Source organism: Veillonella seminalis, assembly GCF_003992065.1.
GTDB classification, from domain to species: domain Bacteria; phylum Bacillota; class Negativicutes; order Veillonellales; family Veillonellaceae; genus Veillonella_A; species Veillonella_A seminalis.
On the sequence record NZ_RQUZ01000010.1, the window covers coordinates 22,688 to 39,510 of the forward strand.

At 42.6% G+C, this 16,823-nt stretch carries 21 protein-coding genes; all 21 read right to left on the reverse strand.

Annotation, left to right across the window (positions count from 1 at the left end):
- Window positions 1-21 precede the first annotated feature (21 nt).
- The 21 genes from EO126_RS07560 to EO126_RS07655 all read right to left on the reverse strand — a co-directional run bounded on the left by EO126_RS07560 (window position 22) and on the right by EO126_RS07655 (window position 16,822).
- Window positions 22-600: a hypothetical protein gene (locus EO126_RS07560; RefSeq protein ID WP_127008263.1), complete on the reverse strand. Its 579-nt coding sequence runs from the start codon at window positions 598-600 to the stop codon at window positions 22-24.
- Window positions 578-1,138 (reverse strand): N-acetylmuramoyl-L-alanine amidase family protein, encoded by a 561-nt coding sequence (locus EO126_RS07565; protein WP_127008265.1) that lies wholly within the window; start codon window positions 1,136-1,138, stop codon window positions 578-580. Before EO126_RS07565 ends, EO126_RS07560 begins: the two co-directional genes overlap by 23 nt.
- A gap of 48 nt (window positions 1,139-1,186) precedes the next feature.
- A complete protein-coding gene (locus tag EO126_RS07570) occupies window positions 1,187-2,068 on the reverse strand; it encodes a Rha family transcriptional regulator (protein WP_164726719.1) in 882 nt (293 codons plus the stop codon).
- Between the two features lie 438 nt (window positions 2,069-2,506).
- Window positions 2,507-2,836: a hypothetical protein gene (locus EO126_RS07575; RefSeq protein WP_127008269.1), complete on the reverse strand. Its 330-nt coding sequence runs from the start codon at window positions 2,834-2,836 to the stop codon at window positions 2,507-2,509.
- A gap of 7 nt (window positions 2,837-2,843) precedes the next feature.
- Window positions 2,844-3,170, reverse strand: a complete 327-nt coding sequence (locus EO126_RS07580) for a hypothetical protein (RefSeq protein WP_127008271.1) — start codon at window positions 3,168-3,170, stop codon at window positions 2,844-2,846.
- Window positions 3,171-3,180: 10 nt separating this feature from the next.
- Window positions 3,181-3,480: a hypothetical protein gene (locus EO126_RS07585; RefSeq protein WP_127008273.1), complete on the reverse strand. Its 300-nt coding sequence runs from the start codon at window positions 3,478-3,480 to the stop codon at window positions 3,181-3,183.
- A complete protein-coding gene (locus EO126_RS07590) occupies window positions 3,477-4,436 on the reverse strand; it encodes a hypothetical protein (protein ID WP_127008275.1) in 960 nt (319 codons plus the stop codon). The genes EO126_RS07585 and EO126_RS07590 overlap by 4 nt, the downstream gene beginning before the upstream one ends.
- A 3-nt stretch (window positions 4,437-4,439) precedes the next feature.
- Window positions 4,440-5,030, reverse strand: coding sequence for a hypothetical protein (locus EO126_RS07595; protein ID WP_127008277.1), 591 nt, complete (start codon window positions 5,028-5,030; stop codon window positions 4,440-4,442).
- A 1-nt stretch (window position 5,031) separates the two neighbouring features.
- Window positions 5,032-5,226: a hypothetical protein gene (locus EO126_RS07600; RefSeq protein ID WP_127008279.1), complete on the reverse strand. Its 195-nt coding sequence runs from the start codon at window positions 5,224-5,226 to the stop codon at window positions 5,032-5,034.
- Between the two features lie 13 nt (window positions 5,227-5,239).
- A complete protein-coding gene (locus tag EO126_RS07605; RefSeq protein ID WP_127008281.1) occupies window positions 5,240-5,605 on the reverse strand; it encodes a hypothetical protein in 366 nt (121 codons plus the stop codon).
- Window positions 5,606-5,646: 41 nt separating this feature from the next.
- Window positions 5,647-5,799 (reverse strand): CD1375 family protein, encoded by a 153-nt coding sequence (locus tag EO126_RS10740; protein WP_164726720.1) that lies wholly within the window; start codon window positions 5,797-5,799, stop codon window positions 5,647-5,649.
- A gap of 4 nt (window positions 5,800-5,803) precedes the next feature.
- Window positions 5,804-6,037 carry a hypothetical protein gene (locus EO126_RS07610; RefSeq protein ID WP_127008283.1) on the reverse strand — a complete coding sequence of 78 codons (234 nt, stop codon included), beginning with the start codon at window positions 6,035-6,037 and terminating at the stop codon, window positions 5,804-5,806.
- Window positions 6,038-6,088: 51 nt separating this feature from the next.
- Window positions 6,089-9,826 carry a phage tail protein gene (locus EO126_RS07615; protein ID WP_127008285.1) on the reverse strand — a complete coding sequence of 1,246 codons (3,738 nt, stop codon included), beginning with the start codon at window positions 9,824-9,826 and terminating at the stop codon, window positions 6,089-6,091.
- Entirely contained in the window at window positions 9,826-10,272 is a 447-nt protein-coding gene (locus EO126_RS07620; protein WP_127008287.1) for a C40 family peptidase, read from the reverse strand. Before EO126_RS07620 ends, EO126_RS07615 begins: the two co-directional genes overlap by 1 nt.
- Window positions 10,269-11,117, reverse strand: coding sequence for a DUF2163 domain-containing protein (locus tag EO126_RS07625; protein ID WP_127008289.1), 849 nt, complete (start codon window positions 11,115-11,117; stop codon window positions 10,269-10,271). Before EO126_RS07625 ends, EO126_RS07620 begins: the two co-directional genes overlap by 4 nt.
- Entirely contained in the window at window positions 11,114-11,674 is a 561-nt protein-coding gene (locus EO126_RS07630; protein WP_225723686.1) for a DUF2460 domain-containing protein, read from the reverse strand. The genes EO126_RS07625 and EO126_RS07630 overlap by 4 nt, the downstream gene beginning before the upstream one ends.
- The gene (locus tag EO126_RS07635) at window positions 11,674-15,108 is read right to left on the reverse strand and encodes a tape measure protein (protein ID WP_127008294.1); all 3,435 of its coding nucleotides are present in this window, start codon (window positions 15,106-15,108) and stop codon (window positions 11,674-11,676) included. The genes EO126_RS07630 and EO126_RS07635 overlap by 1 nt, the downstream gene beginning before the upstream one ends.
- Entirely contained in the window at window positions 15,101-15,364 is a 264-nt protein-coding gene (locus EO126_RS07640) for a hypothetical protein (protein WP_420883048.1), read from the reverse strand. The genes EO126_RS07635 and EO126_RS07640 overlap by 8 nt, the downstream gene beginning before the upstream one ends.
- A 74-nt stretch (window positions 15,365-15,438) precedes the next feature.
- Window positions 15,439-15,798, reverse strand: a complete 360-nt coding sequence (locus EO126_RS07645; protein ID WP_127008296.1) for a hypothetical protein — start codon at window positions 15,796-15,798, stop codon at window positions 15,439-15,441.
- 60 nt (window positions 15,799-15,858) lie between these two features.
- Window positions 15,859-16,383 carry a phage tail tube protein gene (locus tag EO126_RS07650; protein WP_225723684.1) on the reverse strand — a complete coding sequence of 175 codons (525 nt, stop codon included), beginning with the start codon at window positions 16,381-16,383 and terminating at the stop codon, window positions 15,859-15,861.
- Complete coding sequence (locus tag EO126_RS07655) at window positions 16,376-16,822, reverse strand: hypothetical protein (protein ID WP_127008298.1); 447 nt, start codon at window positions 16,820-16,822, stop codon at window positions 16,376-16,378. The genes EO126_RS07650 and EO126_RS07655 overlap by 8 nt, the downstream gene beginning before the upstream one ends.
- Window position 16,823: the final 1 nt, after the last annotated feature.

The following is a 16,823-nucleotide window of genomic DNA, read 5'->3' on the forward strand; positions in this document are numbered from 1 at the left end:
GATAATTGGATCACCTCAATTCTACCATTCGGCGAGAGTGTAGAGCATTGTCGCACCTTTGACTTTCGCACCGTCAAGATGCACAACGCCCTCAAATCGCCCGGCTTGATAACCAACAGTAGCATATGTTTTATCATCAATTACAGTCACACCTGCTTTGATTTTATGTGCTTTATTTAGATCGATTTTATATATATCTACAGTCTGATTATCTTCATTTTTAGTAATTACGGTTCTATCTGTTTTTTCTAAAGCCACTTTAGGTAGTTTGTCATCCGCTTTCTTAATTAAACTTTGTGCTTCTTTAGTAGCTTTATCTAAATTAGTTGCTACAACTGTAAACTGTCCATCAGGACTTCTAGTTTCCGTTTTAATTATTTCCGACCTAATCGCCTTAGCTTGTTCTGGATTTACATCTATACCTTTTGCCAATTTATCTATTTGTGCCTGTCTGACAATATAGTTAGTAATTACTTTTGGCTCTTCTTTATTTTTTTGAACATATGCAAAAATTGCAAAAGTTGCAATTAAAGTAGTAATCACAATCACAATATTTTTCCAATTCTTTTTTAGCCAACTAAGACATATATTGTACCACATAATCTGTCACTCCCCTTGCTAATGCCTTAGCTGCTTCATTTTGATTAATTGGATTTCGTAACCATTCCTCTTCAACTGGATTACTAATAAAGGGTAATTCAAATAAAGCTGCTGGCATCACCGTATTGTTAAGTACATATAATCCGGCTTCCTTGTCTACATCTCCATCAGACCAATCTGCACGTACATCAAGGCTTGGGAATGTATTAGCCATCTGATTCATCAGGCATGTAGCAAAATTATCTGAATCAGACCAACCATGACTTGTATATACTTCAATGCCCCTCGATTTATCATTAAAAGAATTACAATGAATCGAAAGAAATAAGTCATAGTTTCCCTCATTTGCAGTTTCACAAATAAACTCTAAAGAATCATCTTGAATGTAATCTGCTTGCACCCCTGCAGCAATTAAATATTTTTGTACAAGTCCACCTACAAATGCTACTACATCACATTCTCTCAATCCTGTTGGCCCAATTGCACCAGGATCCGGAATACCATTCGGGGCATGACCTGCATTAATTAAGATTTTCATTTTTTATCATCCTTATTAAAAAAAGCACTCCGAAGAGTGCTTTAAAGCCTATAATTTTGTTTTAAATACATACATTTCAGTGGCTACCGCATATACTAACTTGAGTATCATATCCCCCCATTGCTGATGTTCAAGCCGAGTTCTGCGATTTGCAATTAATTCATCAAGTAACACCTCTACCGCGCCAATTTTCTTTTTAAAACGATTGACACTCTCTATAGTTTTTTCATTTCGAATAGATACTATATCCCCTTTTTCCAAAGATAAAACTTCTTGTTTATTTAGCGTTACTAATGCATTGCTAGATTCAAAATACCTATTAAAATTTTCTTGTAATTCTTTAGTCCATAAATCGAGTTGTTTCGCTAATTTAATCGCTGAATAGTGAGGTATTAACGTCATAGACGAAGCTAGATTATGATTCAAGTCATTAATGACTTTATATGTTTTTAAATCTTTCCCTTTCAACCCCCAATATTTAAGATTAAATTTTTTTAAAAACCAATTAATATTGCCTTGCGAAACACCTGTTAATTGCCAAAAATCACGTGTTGTCATTACTTTTTCCTGTCTCCATTTTGTACAATGCAATTTATTATCAGACGATATGTCATGTAATTGCTTTTCCATTTCATGAAAGCGATTGATATATGTTGCTGTAAATACAGATCCTTTCTTTCCCGTCATTTTATGGGCAAGAAATTCACAGCCTTTTTTAGTAATTTGATAGCACTTTAGTCTACGACCTATCCTATCTTTATAAGTACTCTCTTGCCAAAATTCATTCAACGCAAAATTGCGTTGAATGGAATTATTAAGATAATTACTATAGATTTCCACATCTCTTAATAAATCAGAATGTCTCTTTGATAGCATTTTTGAAACTTCTAAACTCGATAAAAATAATTCGTTGTTCACTAAATTGTTCATTTCTATTCTCCTTTTCTTTGAAAGGAACATAGAACCATGATATAATATTTCATGAGAACTATGTTCTCGTGTGTAGAGTATTGCTGACCTTCCACAGTGGGCAATACTCTATTTTTTTTCCTCAATCAATGAAATTCCCGCCATTATCGTATCTGTACGGCTTAACTTTAATAGTTCTGCACACGAACTAATTCTCTTTAGCTCTGTATCCGTCAATCTAATGTTAAGGCTCTTACTTCTTGATTGATTTTGTTTAGGGGGGCGCCCTATCCTCTTAGTCATTTAATCACCTCACTTTTGCCCTCGCATTTATGATATATTATGCGCTCGCAAAAGTCAAGAGGTATAATTAAAAATACCTCTAAAGGTGCTTTACAAAATATAACTTAGAGTCAATCGGCGTGAATTAAATTTACTTTGATAAATGGGGCCCTGTAATTATTTTTTGTCCTCATTTTCCAACTTATCAGGGATTCCGTTATTATTGCGGTCAACCCACAATGCTAAAAACCCTACAATAGCGGTCAACACCGTTGGTATAAATATGTGGTCGATAACTTTGATGCCTACATCAATAATACGGTTACTATCGTCCGTTACCCTACCTGTCGCAAACGCCATGACGTAAGCTGATATGACTACTAAAATAGGCACTAATAGGATTCCCACTAGTGCCCTTGTAGCCAATACGCCTGTAGGCTTAATATTGGCAATTCTGATGTTACTATAAATATTCTTAGCCTTGTTTATTAGCTTTTGTTTATCCATAGCCACCTCATTTGTTTTTGAAAAATACGTCCTCAATGCGTGTTACCCTATGCTCAACGCCGTCTATTCGATGATGAGCACTTTTTGCTTGTTGGTTGATGGATTCGATTGCTATCTTAATCGAATTAACTTCAACCCTCACCTCCGACACTTTACCATCAATCTTGTCAAGCTGCTCCTTTGTTGATTCTGCCTGTGTTTGCAAGGGGTTGACTATAAAATATTTAATGCCAACGCCAATTATGGCACTCACGGCGAGAATGATACCAAAAATTGACTCATACCAATCGGGATTACTCCAAAGGCTTGGCGGTGCTTGTACTACTACACCCATTGAGCACCTCCTATCTTAAGTCATTTGATTGTAATTTAATTAATTCTTCTACTGTTTCCTTGTATTCCTGAATTAGTGTTTCCTTGTCTGTCCCCATAAGCTCCGCCCCGGCATATCCGCTTTTGATTACTTCTAGCCGATGCATGAGTTCTATTTCACGCTGCTTTCGTGCATCTTCAGGATTTTGTACAACCTCAACTACTTCATAGTAGTCTTCCCGCTCTACAATAGTAGCACTATTAGCATTACACCATTGTGCTACCTCGGTGTAGTTGTCTAGTTTGTCTTTATAAATCTTTTGTCCTATCATGCTTTGTAACCTTCTGCTTTCCAATAAAATCCAGCTATTGCTTTTGAATCATAAATACCAATCTGTGCATTTGTGCGTGTGACTGCTTTAATTGTGGTATTACATTGTGAACCTGTTAAGTACTCATTGTTTGTTCTTGGTGATACTGTAAGGATAGGTACATTCTTAAAGGCTTTATGGAATGTAATTGTAGTATCTCTATTGGTACTACTGATGTTTCCACCTTCTTCACACCAGCCGTCACTCCAATCTCTCCAATAGTCACCGTTATATGGATTGTGCCAACTGTTGACAACTGTTCGTCTTGCTGTTACTTCATCAATAAATGCTAATCGTCTAAATGCGTTATCTTTTACTGCTATTGCGGCATTCCCCCCTCGTGTCCATACAGAAGCACCAGCTTGCTCTATCCATAATTGAGCACACTCTGGGCTACTTGTTGAATTTTCTGAAGGTGGTAAATTAATAAGCTGTCCGTATTGAGTAGGTTGATTTTCAAACTTTCCATTCTGAGCAATAAAGCAACTAAACACCCCTTTTTGATTCCACTGTACGTTAGACAAGCCAGTAAATGAAGTGTTGTCTGAGAATTTGTGCATTAAACCATGTAAATTTCTCATGTCATTCTCTAATGCAAGTACACCTGTTTTATTTGGAATACGTACAAAATTCAGTGTTGCTGCATTATCACTATTACGTTTAATAAATGAACCCATGTATTGAGTATTACTCTGTGGTACACCTTCAAATGCTGTATATTCACCTTCATCATTGTACAAACGAATATTACTATATGAGCCAGCCCTGATAGCAATTAGTTTATTGAAGTCAGTATTAGAAATATCACGCTTAGATGACAAGTCAGCACTATCCGCCTTCTTGTCAACACTATCAGCTATTGTCTTAATATCCTTGCCAATAGCCTTTAGCACGCTTACCAATGAGTCAATTAGCATCTATTACGCCCCCTTTGCGGTGTTGTAGATGGCGACTAAATCAATAGACGGGTCGCCAATGCCGATATTAGTGCAAGCCTGTAACTTTTGAGCCGTGGTCAAAGTTTGTGCGTTAGCATAATCGACTTTATTGCCTACGGTTTTAGCCAGTGCACTTGCTACGGTTTGGTCAGAACGAATCATGTCTTGCACTTCTTTAAATGTATCAAGAGTTGCATCCGCGCCATCAATTAACTTGCTGACAGCGACCTTGATTTTATCATCAACGCTTTCAATTGTTGCCAATGCACTTAAATCAACACTTGCGCTGATTGTATTGCCCGTTAAAGTAATACCACTGCCGGGCGTGAGTTTGTCTTGTTTGGCAGACAGCTTTACATCCACTGCTTCCTCCGTAATCGCCTTGCCTTGCACATCTACAATAGATTCTTTGAGTTCATTCATCGCCGTTACGATGTCACCCTTATTAGTCGTCTCAAGACCTGCCAGATTGCCGATTTTGTTATCAGTTGCGCTAATCGAACTCTTCAGGGCTTTATAATCGTTGCCAAGTGCTGCCGCAAAACTTTTCAAATTTTCATTTAAAGTCGCCATATTAATTTTCTCCTTTGCTTAATATATAGAGTGCTTTCAAGTCGGTTGTGTCATCATATGGTAATTTCTCAAGCACATTACCGTGTGTGATGCCTAACTTACCATCGGCTACATATAGTTCTTGTATAACGCCATCGCTAACGTTTAATACAATGGGTTCGGGCTCCACGATGTTAACTTTGATATCGTCGTCCATATGCCCCCACCTCCTAATCTTTTACTTTGTAGGCATGTCCCGGATAGATATAGGCATCGCCTTGCAATATCCGTTTTTCTTCGCCGTTTTCAATCTTTTGCACATCGTAATAGGCTCTTTTTGGCGTCCGCGGGTCTGTGCCGGCTTGTAATTCTGCTGTTACCTCATTGGGAATATACAGACGGATTGTGTACTCATTAATAGGCTCAACACTGCCAATAAACGCAAGAGTTTTATCGGTTATGTTGTATCGCCCCGCAAATTTAAAAGTGGCATTACTGATGTTTAACGGCTTACCCCCTTTTTCAAGGCTGATAATACGACTATAATCATCGCCTTGATTGATATTAATATCAAACTCCGGTACTCCGTTTTTCATGGCTTACCTCCTTTCAAGTAAAAACCGCCCGAAGGCGGTCATTATTCGGCGTGTTCGTCTAACCATTCAAGCACATAAGGGATATAAGCGTCCGGCACCGGTTTCTTGCCTTCTTCGCCTGTTACGGTACGTCTACCGATTAATACTAATTTTCCATATACTGCAATCATGTTTTTGTTGATGATAATAGCCATAGTTCTAACCTCTTTCTTTTAATAATTCAATTTCTTCAAATAAATCTGCAATGAGTTCCAACAATGCACCATTATCAATGGCGATTGTGTCGGGTTCTTCCTCGATAATTACATCTTCTTCCGGGGGCGTTTCTTCTTTGGGTTTGATTTCACCATTTTTCAAAAAAATTGCGCTAATGTCATACGTAACATCAGTTTCTATGACCGTGTGTGTATCATCATATGCTATTTGTTGCATGGTTGAACACACGCATTTACCATTATTGTCAAATATATAATACATACGCACCTACCATAAATTAACCATAGTTATTTCAAGTTCGAACGTATAAATAATAACGTTATTCCAAACTACACTATACGCAAATACTCGCCCTTCTTCTCGGCTTATATAAATCTGATACGGCCTATTAGGCTGGGATTCTCCGCTCGGCGGTAGCCCCGCTTTTGAATGGTCTGAATTGTAAATAAAACCAACTCCGCCATTTAATCGTAAGGAGCTATTAATCGGTAAATATCCGTTTCTATAGCGTATTTGATTGATATTACTTGGCTTTCCGCCCGGCCAACTATCTCCGCGAATGCTCAAATCAGTATATCGTTCTAATGCCTCTCTTGTAGGGGGTATTGTTTCGGCGCCGGCGTACCTTCCGACGCCAAACCGATATACTTCTTGTCTAGTGTTCGGCACTATCTCGATTTTAAATATGGTTCGATTAATATCATAGCCAACCGGCAAATGAATATAATCGCCACTTCTAACTCGTTGTACTGTTATGTTAGCCGGTTTCAACTGCCTACCTTCTGAATACACAGAGTTACCGTCAATTCGTGAACCTTTGATATTTACCCCTCTGATATTGCCATTTGCGTCAACTTGAAAACTACCGCTAGAGTTTTTTATGGTAGTACCGATAATCGTACCACCTCGAACGGTGCCGATGTTGGCACTTATTGCACCGAGGTTGTCCACGCTTATTTTATCAGCGGTAACTGCCTTAGCTTGAATCATCTTGCGAGTGATGACGTTGTCATCAAATACGGTTTGTCCTGTTACATGGAGCATCTTTCCGTTAATTTGTACGCCCTCTTTCGAGAGGTTGATACTTGAAATAATGTTGTCCTTGCTGACTTTTAACTGCAAGCCGTTATACAACTGAGTTATGGCACTATATCCGCTGTCTTTGGGGTTGCCTTTGAGTGCTGTAACAATCGAGGTAATGCGGTTATTAGCCTCGTCAATCTTGAGGCTTGCCCCTTGGGCGTCTTGTAATACCTCATCAAGTGATGAATCAAGCATATCACGAGTTATGCCGATTGATTTGATAGTTTCGGCATCTATGACTGCCTTAACTGATACAACTTCTTCGGCTGTCTGTTCGCCCTCCCCGAAGATGTCAACATAAGCACATTTTACAGTGTATACATCAGCCTCTAACGGTATAAATACTGCATTATTGGGATAAAAAACGGCGTTGCCATTGATATACACATTGACGCCCTTACAACTGCTAGGGATTGCCGGCACGCTGACCGATAAACCGCCAATAACGCTTTTAGCTTGTATGTATTCGGGCTTTTTAGGTGTCGGCACAGAATAATCAACCATAGCCGGCGCACTGTAGCCCTTGATAGGATTATGAGCATATAAGTAAATCGTGCCTTGTCGATTGGTGAGCGTGTCAGTGCTATAGGTTATATTATTACTGCGTCCTATTAGACCGTCATCGGCTCCGGCGTTCAAATCTGAACGCAACTCGTAAAAGTCTACATCAGCGTTTCTGACTTCTAACCAATTGAAATAAACCCTATCGCTAAATGATACGCTAAACCCTTGAGGCGTGTTTGGTTTTTCCGATTTCATAACTACCTGAATCGACTTAATGACACCCTGTGAATAGTTACCGTGTATGTCTTTGACTTGTACTCTTACATCATAGGTTTTACCGAGTTCACAACCGCTGATAATGACTTGACCGTTACCGTTACCGCCGTACTGCCATTGTCCGCCTTCACGATACCACGCTTCGGCGGTGTCAAAACTTGTGATATTCGGCGGTGTATAGGTGGCCACAACGTCATAACTCTTTACCCCTTGCCCTAAATCATAGTATTTAGTGTATAGCGTGAGATTGCTAACTTCGGGAATATAGTACGGCTTAATAGTATATTCAAACGCCTCAACATCGGCTAAATCTTGCTCTTGACCGCCAAAAATATTCATTGAGGTACATTTGATGTAAATCGTCTTGCCGATGTCCTCGGTTCGATAAGGGGCACGGAATAACGCCTCATCAAGTCTTACAATTTCTTCGCCTACATTATGAGATACGGCGGTAGTACCATATTGACCTCTAATAAGCCCCGACAATACATAATTGCCGTTGGCCTGTAGGGTTGCTGTTTCGTATGACAAACACTCACCATTGAGCCAACATACAGTATTACCCCGTTCGGCGTCGATATGAGTGCCACTCTTTAATTCGCCGTATGACATCTTCACCGTGCAACTCGTTGCCGTGTCTGACAATCCACTTACTAATGAGCCAATGCGCGCCCTGTGATTTAACGTGCCTATTTGCTTGTAGGCGGTGCCCGAATCGGATACCCATATATTACAACCGCCCCAACTGTTCGGAGCCGTTACGGCCAATAATAACTCATCGCCGGCAATATCGCCCGGTGGTTGAATAACTGACAACTTGCTTATGCTTGGCGCCGGTTGATTGTAATCAACAAATGGCCGTTCATTCTCATGCACGTCGTATTTAGCCGGTGAATAGGTGCCCGGCGGTTTACCAACGGCGGTTATTTCGAGTTGCCCGTCGTTGGCTTCGTTCACCGCGGTAATAACAACAACTTGCTTGTTGAGTTGACATATCTCATCGGTTAACGTTACAAGGTCGCCCGGCTCTAATCGACAAAACGCCCAATCAAGCCTAAAAGTGTACTGATTCTTGGCATATAACTGCTTCATTGCGAGTTGTTCCGCTAAATACATCGCTCTCTTTTTGGTATACAAATAATGAGCCGTCTTAACGCTTGCCGGTCGTAGTCCGTTACGTTGTACATCGGCTACAACTTCAAACGATACGACTTCTTTCTCGTACGAGTTCGAGCGGTTAATAAACTCAACACTTGCTTGATTGTAGCACTCACTACTATCTTTGCGAGAATATAACACGAGTTGCCCGTCGGAGCCCGGTATTAAATCATCAATGCCAAGGTCATATTTAATCTCTTTATTAGGGCTCCACGAGCCCACTGCCTCATCGGCAAGCGGTACAATTTTGAGTTTATTGTTACTCCAAAAAAGATAGGCGTTTGTCATATCCGCTATATCGTTGATGATTTGTTGAGCCTTTTGGGCGTTCATACTCGGCGGGGATGAGATAAGCAAATCAGCCGCCGCACAATATCGGCGATAGTTGTCTAAGCCGTCAATTTGCACGTCGCCCATGCCGGCACTCTTAAGCACGTGAAGGATATAATCGGCGGGGTTGACGTCCACACCGTCGCCGGTGTTTAAAAGTTTACCTCGAACCTCGAAATTATAATTTGGTAAACTGCCTCGGTCACCTAAATCTACCACGCCGGCCATGTAGGCTAAGCCTGAATAAGGTAGTGCCTTTTCGGGGTGTTTCCCTACAACATACGGCCACGGAGATTGCCCACGCGATCCGCTGAATAGTGTTAGTTGGATGTTAGGATTCGGGTAATCAAAGACTTCCTTATCCACCCACACCTTGCCAACGCTTTGAATTGGACCCTCACATAAGGCAATAGCAGCCGCCACCGTATAAGTGTATGTTATGTTGGTATGCTTAGCCCCGCCGCCCTTGCCGGCTCGCTGCGTTTGCTTGTGTTCGTGTGCTGTAAAATCATCCCAATAAATGACGTTGCCACTCACTCGGGTAGTCCCTAAAATATCGGGTACTACCTCACCATAAGAGGCACTATTAATTTGAAAATCGCCCAACTTATCGGCTCTTGTGGTGGTGCCTTTCCCACCGAATAAAAAGCCCATTAGGTTTCCCCCTTTCCGAATCTGTAAATATGTCTTAACCGGTGCCGGCCTTTTGCATCGTAAAATAGCACATCATCGAGTTTCGATAAAATCACGCCTTGGTCTACAAATGCATGAGCAACTACATCAGGAGCAACTAATATAGCCCCATGACTGACACAACGCCCGTATTGATATAACAGAAAATCGCCTATCTGCGGACTATCCACCTCATAAGCGATTTTTTTGATGTGTTTTATAAATTTTTCCTCTGACCTGTGCAAGTGCCACTCATTTGAGTATTGTTCAATTCTGATGTCGCCCTCATGCAAAAGCCCGGATTCGAGCAATACCCCTAAAATCAAGTGGGCACAATCAACACCACGCCCTTTTACCATTGCATAGTTCAAATAGGGCGTGCCTACCCATGAAAGGGCGGTTTTTGCTATTAATTCGCCCTGTTTCATCGTATGGATTCCTTTAGTGGCACATATGGCGTTGCCCTGTTGCGATTAAAGTTGTTGAATTTGCTTCGGCACGTTTGAGGGGTTTTGTCGCAACCCGGATAGATATAGCACTCACTGCCTACCTGCGGGTGAGCGTCGGATGCACACATAAACATGATGCGATTGTTGTTGCTACGCATGATTTGTGTTACTTGCCCAACGAGTGCACCGTCGAGCCATTCAATGCCGCCGGCGTCATAGTAGCCATTACTAAATGACGTATTAAATATGACTGTGTGAGCATCGATAACGCTTGTTACCCTTACTCTTTTGCGGTATTTGTTAATATCAACGCCACAATCGGTGTCATAAATGCAATACGGGCACTGCGGATAGTAACGCCGAATAGGGTATTCAACATTTAACTTTTGTACTGTCGATTTAACATCAAGTTGCAACGTCAAGCCGCCGCCCTTCTTGACCTCGACAATGCCCTCAAATAGGTCAACGGCGTCAATGACGCCTTTATCACTAAAAAACGCTCTGCGGAGCTTAAGAGTGGCCCCGTCAAAACCGCCATTATGAGCCACTGCCATAATAGGCACGCCGCCGATTTTATCGTCGAGAGTACAGTTAATTGTTACAGTTAACTTGTCCACTGACACCGTTGAGCTTGTCTTGATTTGATTGCGTGTAATAATCGGGCCGTTTGAGCGGTATGTTTTGCCGCCGAGCTTAACATCGAGGTCAGTAACCGCCCAATAATATGCCACGCCGCTCTTTAAAACAAGCTCATACAAGTCACAGCTTAAAAAGGACTTTTCATTATTTAGATGTGCTGATAGTGTTTCGCTTACTGATTTCATTGCACTGTCACCAACTTCATAGATTTTGATTTATAAATATTCTTATATACGAGTTCGGCGGTAAATTCGTCGCCGCTTAGCCTTACCTTCCAATAATAAGTATAATCGGCGGTAATAACTGCGGTAGGGCTTACCGTTGCACTTGTTGTAATCATACCCTTGTCAATATTGGCAATGCTTATCGGCTTGCCATCAGCGTATAAGGTAACGTTTTCTATATGCTCCACCGGCTCAAGATAACCGCCAAAGTTTCGCACAGCTTGCCATTTACCTTCTACCCCGGTGCCGAGAGTTATGCCCTTTTCTTCATAATCTTCGGGGTCGAGCCACAAGAACGGCTCATGACCGCCCTTGATTGACGCAAAAAAGCCCATAATCTCATGGTATTGTTCAGGTGTTAAATAAGCAAATGCCGTTGTAATCGTATATTGAGGGCGTTGCCAAGTGGTGAGGGTGCGGATTTTGCCGGAGCCCGAAGTCTTGACTATCGTATTCCACTTTTGGGATTTAGTCGATTTCCATTCAAGCGACTTAATCGCCGGGAATTTCTTAATCATCACCACACCCCCGTCTCCGCTGTAAATTCTCTGTTACCGTCATATAAATATTGCTTAATCACTTGGCCACCTTTGGCGCCTAACCAAGAAGAGAATGAATCGGCGTCCATGGCACTAACATTAAGAATAATATTACCGCCACCTCTATCACTTCTAGCGATACCTTCGCCGATTTCGCCGTAAACCTTTTCATTGAGAGGTAAAACCGCTTCGGGATATTGCCCCTCGCCAATCATGGCGACTGTTGGACCGTACGCATAGCCACCCGATGCCATTAAGTGCATATTGCCAAAACCGCTAAGCGAGCGAGTATCAACTTTGCCAAATGAGCCACCGGTTGCGTTAGATGTAACTGAGCCCATGCCTTTGGCTGCCATATAAGCTGCCATACCGACGGTAGCACTTGCCCCGAATGTAGCCATTGCCATTTCTTGGGCTAATTGTTGCCATGTCGGAATAGCAGCCGCCGCCATAGCGGACTGTTGACTCATCATCAACTTGCCGAATAAGGCTTGTTTTAACTGCGCCGCGATCATTTGAGCCACCATATCGGCTGCACTCTTAATAATTGCCTTGCCAAGGTTTTGAAACGCCGTTACAAGCGAAGTAGTGCCTTGCAAAATGCCACTAATGCTATCTTGCAAGGAATCAATCGCCGCAAGGCTTGTATTTCTCATCACATCTTGAGCGTCCATATGCGACGCCTTGGTTGCTTCGAGATATTCGTTCATGTATTCTTTTTGACGCTCGTAAGACTGCACTCGCTCAAACTCTTCACTTTCTAACATCGCTCTAAACGCTTCAATGTGCTGTGCATTCATCACCACGTCGAGGTCAGCCATGAAGTCCTTGCCTTGTGCCCGAATTTCATTGATTTGACGTTGCATATCTTGATTTACTGCAACAATCTGCGCCGCTCTCTGTTCGGCGAGTGAAATGCTATTGCCATCATCGGAGAGCGTGTAACTCATGCCTTTGGCGTTCATGCTGTCGATAAACGCTTGCTTTTGGCGTGTATTCCAACCGGCAAACTTGTCCTCTAATTCGTCAAAATGGTCGTTGATTGCATTTATCGCCTTTTCCGATTCGTTTGCCAAATCACCGAATAACTTAGCCGAGCCTTCAAGCCCTTTCAGCGTTATCATTTCGTTCATATCAACAGCCAAGTCTCTGACAAGGTTCTGCACTTCACGAATAGCATTCGCTTCTTCTCTGAGAGCGTCAAGGCGTTTTTTGGCGTACATTTCATTCAGGCGTGTCAAATCCTCGGTATAATGCTCATTGTTCCCTTTGGATTCGTTGAGTTTTTCGAGTTCCTCTTGATACCACTTATCGACTAACTTATCGCGTGTGGCAAACATGTCGAGCCATTCTTTCTCAATGGCGTCATGTACTCTCTTAGCGTCCTCGACAGCCTTTTGAGCTCTACCTGCTCCGCCTCGGCCACCTTTAGCCCCTTCGGCTTTGCCTGCCGGCACGCCACCGCCTCCGCCATATTCCGGAGCAACAGCGATACTCGGGTTAAGCACTGTATCAGCAATGCCTTTCAGTGCTTTTTCAGTATTATTGGCAAAGTCCTCAGCTGCTTGCGGATCGATTTTAGCTATTTCACTCATTTGCTTGTAATCAAAACCGAATAACTTACCGACTTTATCCCCGACTACATTAAGCCCTTTAATTAAACCATTTAAAAGGTCAATCGCTTGATTTACACCCCAAGCTACTGTATGTACAATTGTATTAAATACTTTAGATATTGTCGCTTTGAACCCGTTAGCAGAGATTTCAGAGGCTGCAAAAGCTGTACCTAACGTCACTAACGCCCCAATAAATAAAGCAATAGGGTTAGCCGCAATAATCGCATTTAATACCGCCATAGTACCGCTCATAACGGCTGTAGCCGCACTACTCGCTAACGATGCCACGCGAGCCGCCGCCAATCGTGCAGTATTAATCAATAACGCCGCGTTATAAGCACCCATGAGGGCAAGTCCTATCACTTGCACGCCATTCCATGCTAATTGTGCTACTCTAAGCGTGCCCATAACAACCGCCACGGCACCTTTGCGAGCCATATTAACAGCCCATGCCGCCGTTTCGGCGACTACCGCCGCAATTGTCTTATAAGTTGACGCACTCAATAGTAACTGTGCCGCCATTAATGTACCATAAACAGTGCCTACAATCACCATAGCACCATAATGCACTATAGCCGCCGCCGTAGTCTTTACAATGCCTGCTGTTGTTGTCGCCCAACTTACGACTGCCTTGCTCGCCATAATCGTAAAATTATTACCGGCTAAAAGGGCATACGTTGCCACGCCTAAGAGTGCCGACGTTATCATAGGGAATGCACCGGCAACACCTGTAATAATCGACAATAAGCTTTCGGTTTGCTCAATACTAAATGTTGTCATTGCGGCAAAATTAGAAAACGCTACCGAAATAATATCAATCGCAACAGTAGCGACACCTGCCATAACGGTAAAACTTTGCGATATACCCTCAATAAGAGAGGTAAACCCGTCGCTTGATGCCAAACTACTGATACGGGCCAACACAGTATCAAACGACGCTAAAAAGTCGCCTTTTAGCCGTTGCCCGATATCGGCAAAGGTCATAGGCAAACTGGCAAACTTTTGATTTGTCTCCTCTGCCGATTTTGCAACAGCATTCTTGATAACATCGGCGGTAATAAGCCCTTCGGCTGACATATCGCGCAATGTGCCAACGGTTACGCCCATTTCTTTGGCTATTGATTGAGCCAATAACGGCGCATTTTCCATGATTGACCTAAATTCGTCGCCTTGCAAGCGTCCGGCCGCCATGGCTTGGGTTAACTGATACATGCCGGCTGTCTGCTCTTGAATCGACGCTCCGCCGAGCTTAAACTGCTTATTTAACTGTTCGGCGAAAAAGATAGTTTCATCCGTACTACTGAATGCGTCTTTTGCCAATATGCCAAGTTTTGCGACTGTATTCGCCATATCCGAATAACTGCCACGAGACGCATTCGCCGCCGTGTGGATTTTGCCCAATAATTCGGCTTGCGTTTGTTGCCCGTCATTAATTAAATCTAACCGAGACCGAACGAGTGCCATGGCATCGGCGGTATCTCGCACTTTCTTGCCAAATTCTACAATTTTAGAAACGGCAAAGCCGGCAGCAACTGCCGCGCCAAGGGGACCCGTTGCCGCAACAACATTAGAAATGCCACTCCCAACGCCTTTGAAACTATTCTTTAAATTGTTGAGCGCTGTTGTCGCTCGATTCGCCGCCCCTTGCATGCCGTTGCCAAGGGTTGCACTAATCTTACTTACTGCCGAGCCCGTTGCCTGTGGTAACGCGCTTAAGCTTTGTTTTAACCGATTAACCGCCGCCGTTGCACTTGATCCGTCAGCCGTAATCGTTACCGCAATTCGAGTATCAGCCATGTGCCTCACCTCCTTCGGCTATCCATTCTCTAAGAAATTCTTCTTCTTCTTGTTTCCGCTCTTTAGTTGTTTTCGGATGCAACTGCTTCATGATGTCGCTTATTTTAATTCGACCGCTAGCCTTTAAATGTACATTCGTTGCCATAGTGAAGAAATAGGCAAGGCGTGCGTCAATTTCTTTTGACCGTGCCTCATATCCTTCGCACATCAAATCAAACTCACGAGGCGTTAATTCTTCAAATTCCCACGGCTTCAAATTCAACACGCCATAAGCGATAGTTTCAGCCTTTCGCACCCACTGTCTAAATGATAGGGGCTTTTCGCCCCGTTTCAGTTTTTTACTTCTTCGTTGTCGCTTTCAACTGCTTCATCCGGGAACGCCATAGCATAGGCTTTCTTACCTAATAACCCGCTACCGATTAAGGCTTTCAAAACCACGGTAGAAAGTTCATCAAATGTTACGCCTTCTTCTAAGAGTTCGTCAATGCGATTAGCGTACCAATTCGGCGTCTGTCGTTGCTCGTGAGCCAACCCGATAGAAAAGGCGTGCAAGAGTTCAGTTAAGCCCGGCACGGTTGTGATTAATTCCATAGCCTTGACGCCGATTGCCTGCTCTAATTGTGCTAATCTTGAGATGTTGAAATAGATATATTGACCTTGCCCGAAGTAATTACATTCGATTTTTTTCATACTTAAAACCTCCTAAAAAAGAGGCTGACCGACATTATAGCCGGTCAGCATTATATACATTTACGGTTTTTTAAGTTCAGACAAAGGACCCACGCCGTTAAGCGTGCCCTTGTAGGTTGCCACGTCGTCATGTGGTGCACTGATAGATAATTCAGTACAGGACGCCCACCCCGTATAATAAGACTTATCAGGATATTCAAATTTGATATTTACAAGTTGGTCGTCAAGCCACGCCCGATTAAGAACTTCTAAACCATCATCATTTACCATGAGCAAGGTTTCTAAATCCATAGACCATTCTTTCAAACCCGGCAATGTGGTTTTCCAGCCACCACTACCTTTATGAGATGCATCAATAGAGTCAGACTTACGGCTTAAGTCTCCGCTACGCTGACCGCCTAATAATGTCCACTCGGCGCCGGTTGTTTCATCGGTGCCGGTATTGATATAAATAAGATAATTCTTGCCAACTGTAGCAAGTGCTACATCTTTACTTGGTGCTAATGCTTTCTTTGTAGCTGCCATAGTTCTCGTTACTCCTTTCGGTTCTGTTTCCGTGGTAGTAGTTGGTTTCGTTTCAGCCATTACTTACCTCCCTATGTTTATAAATCCGCAAGTTGAGCTTAGTTTCTGACCCGAATAACGGCCATAAACTTTCCGTTGCCCCCGCGGTACTGCCTACTTCAATTGTTAAAAGTTGCACATTATCAGCGATAAATAAGCCCTCGCCTTCGAGTGCCCATAATTCCTCGTTGATAGCCTGAATGGCGTCAAAAAAACGACGCTCTAACTCGGCGAGTTTCGCATAACCGCTATCAAGGTCAGGGTTATCATCCCTCACCCAAAGGGCAACCGACATCTTGATATAGTCCTCATCCTCGCTATCGCGATACAAATCAAAGACTTGGCTAGATTCTGATAAATTCAAGGTTGTAGGATGTCTAAAACCATACACGATATTAACATCATCGCAACGATTCGCGAGTTCGTCGCCGATGTAATGTAGCCCTTCGTAAAATAACATT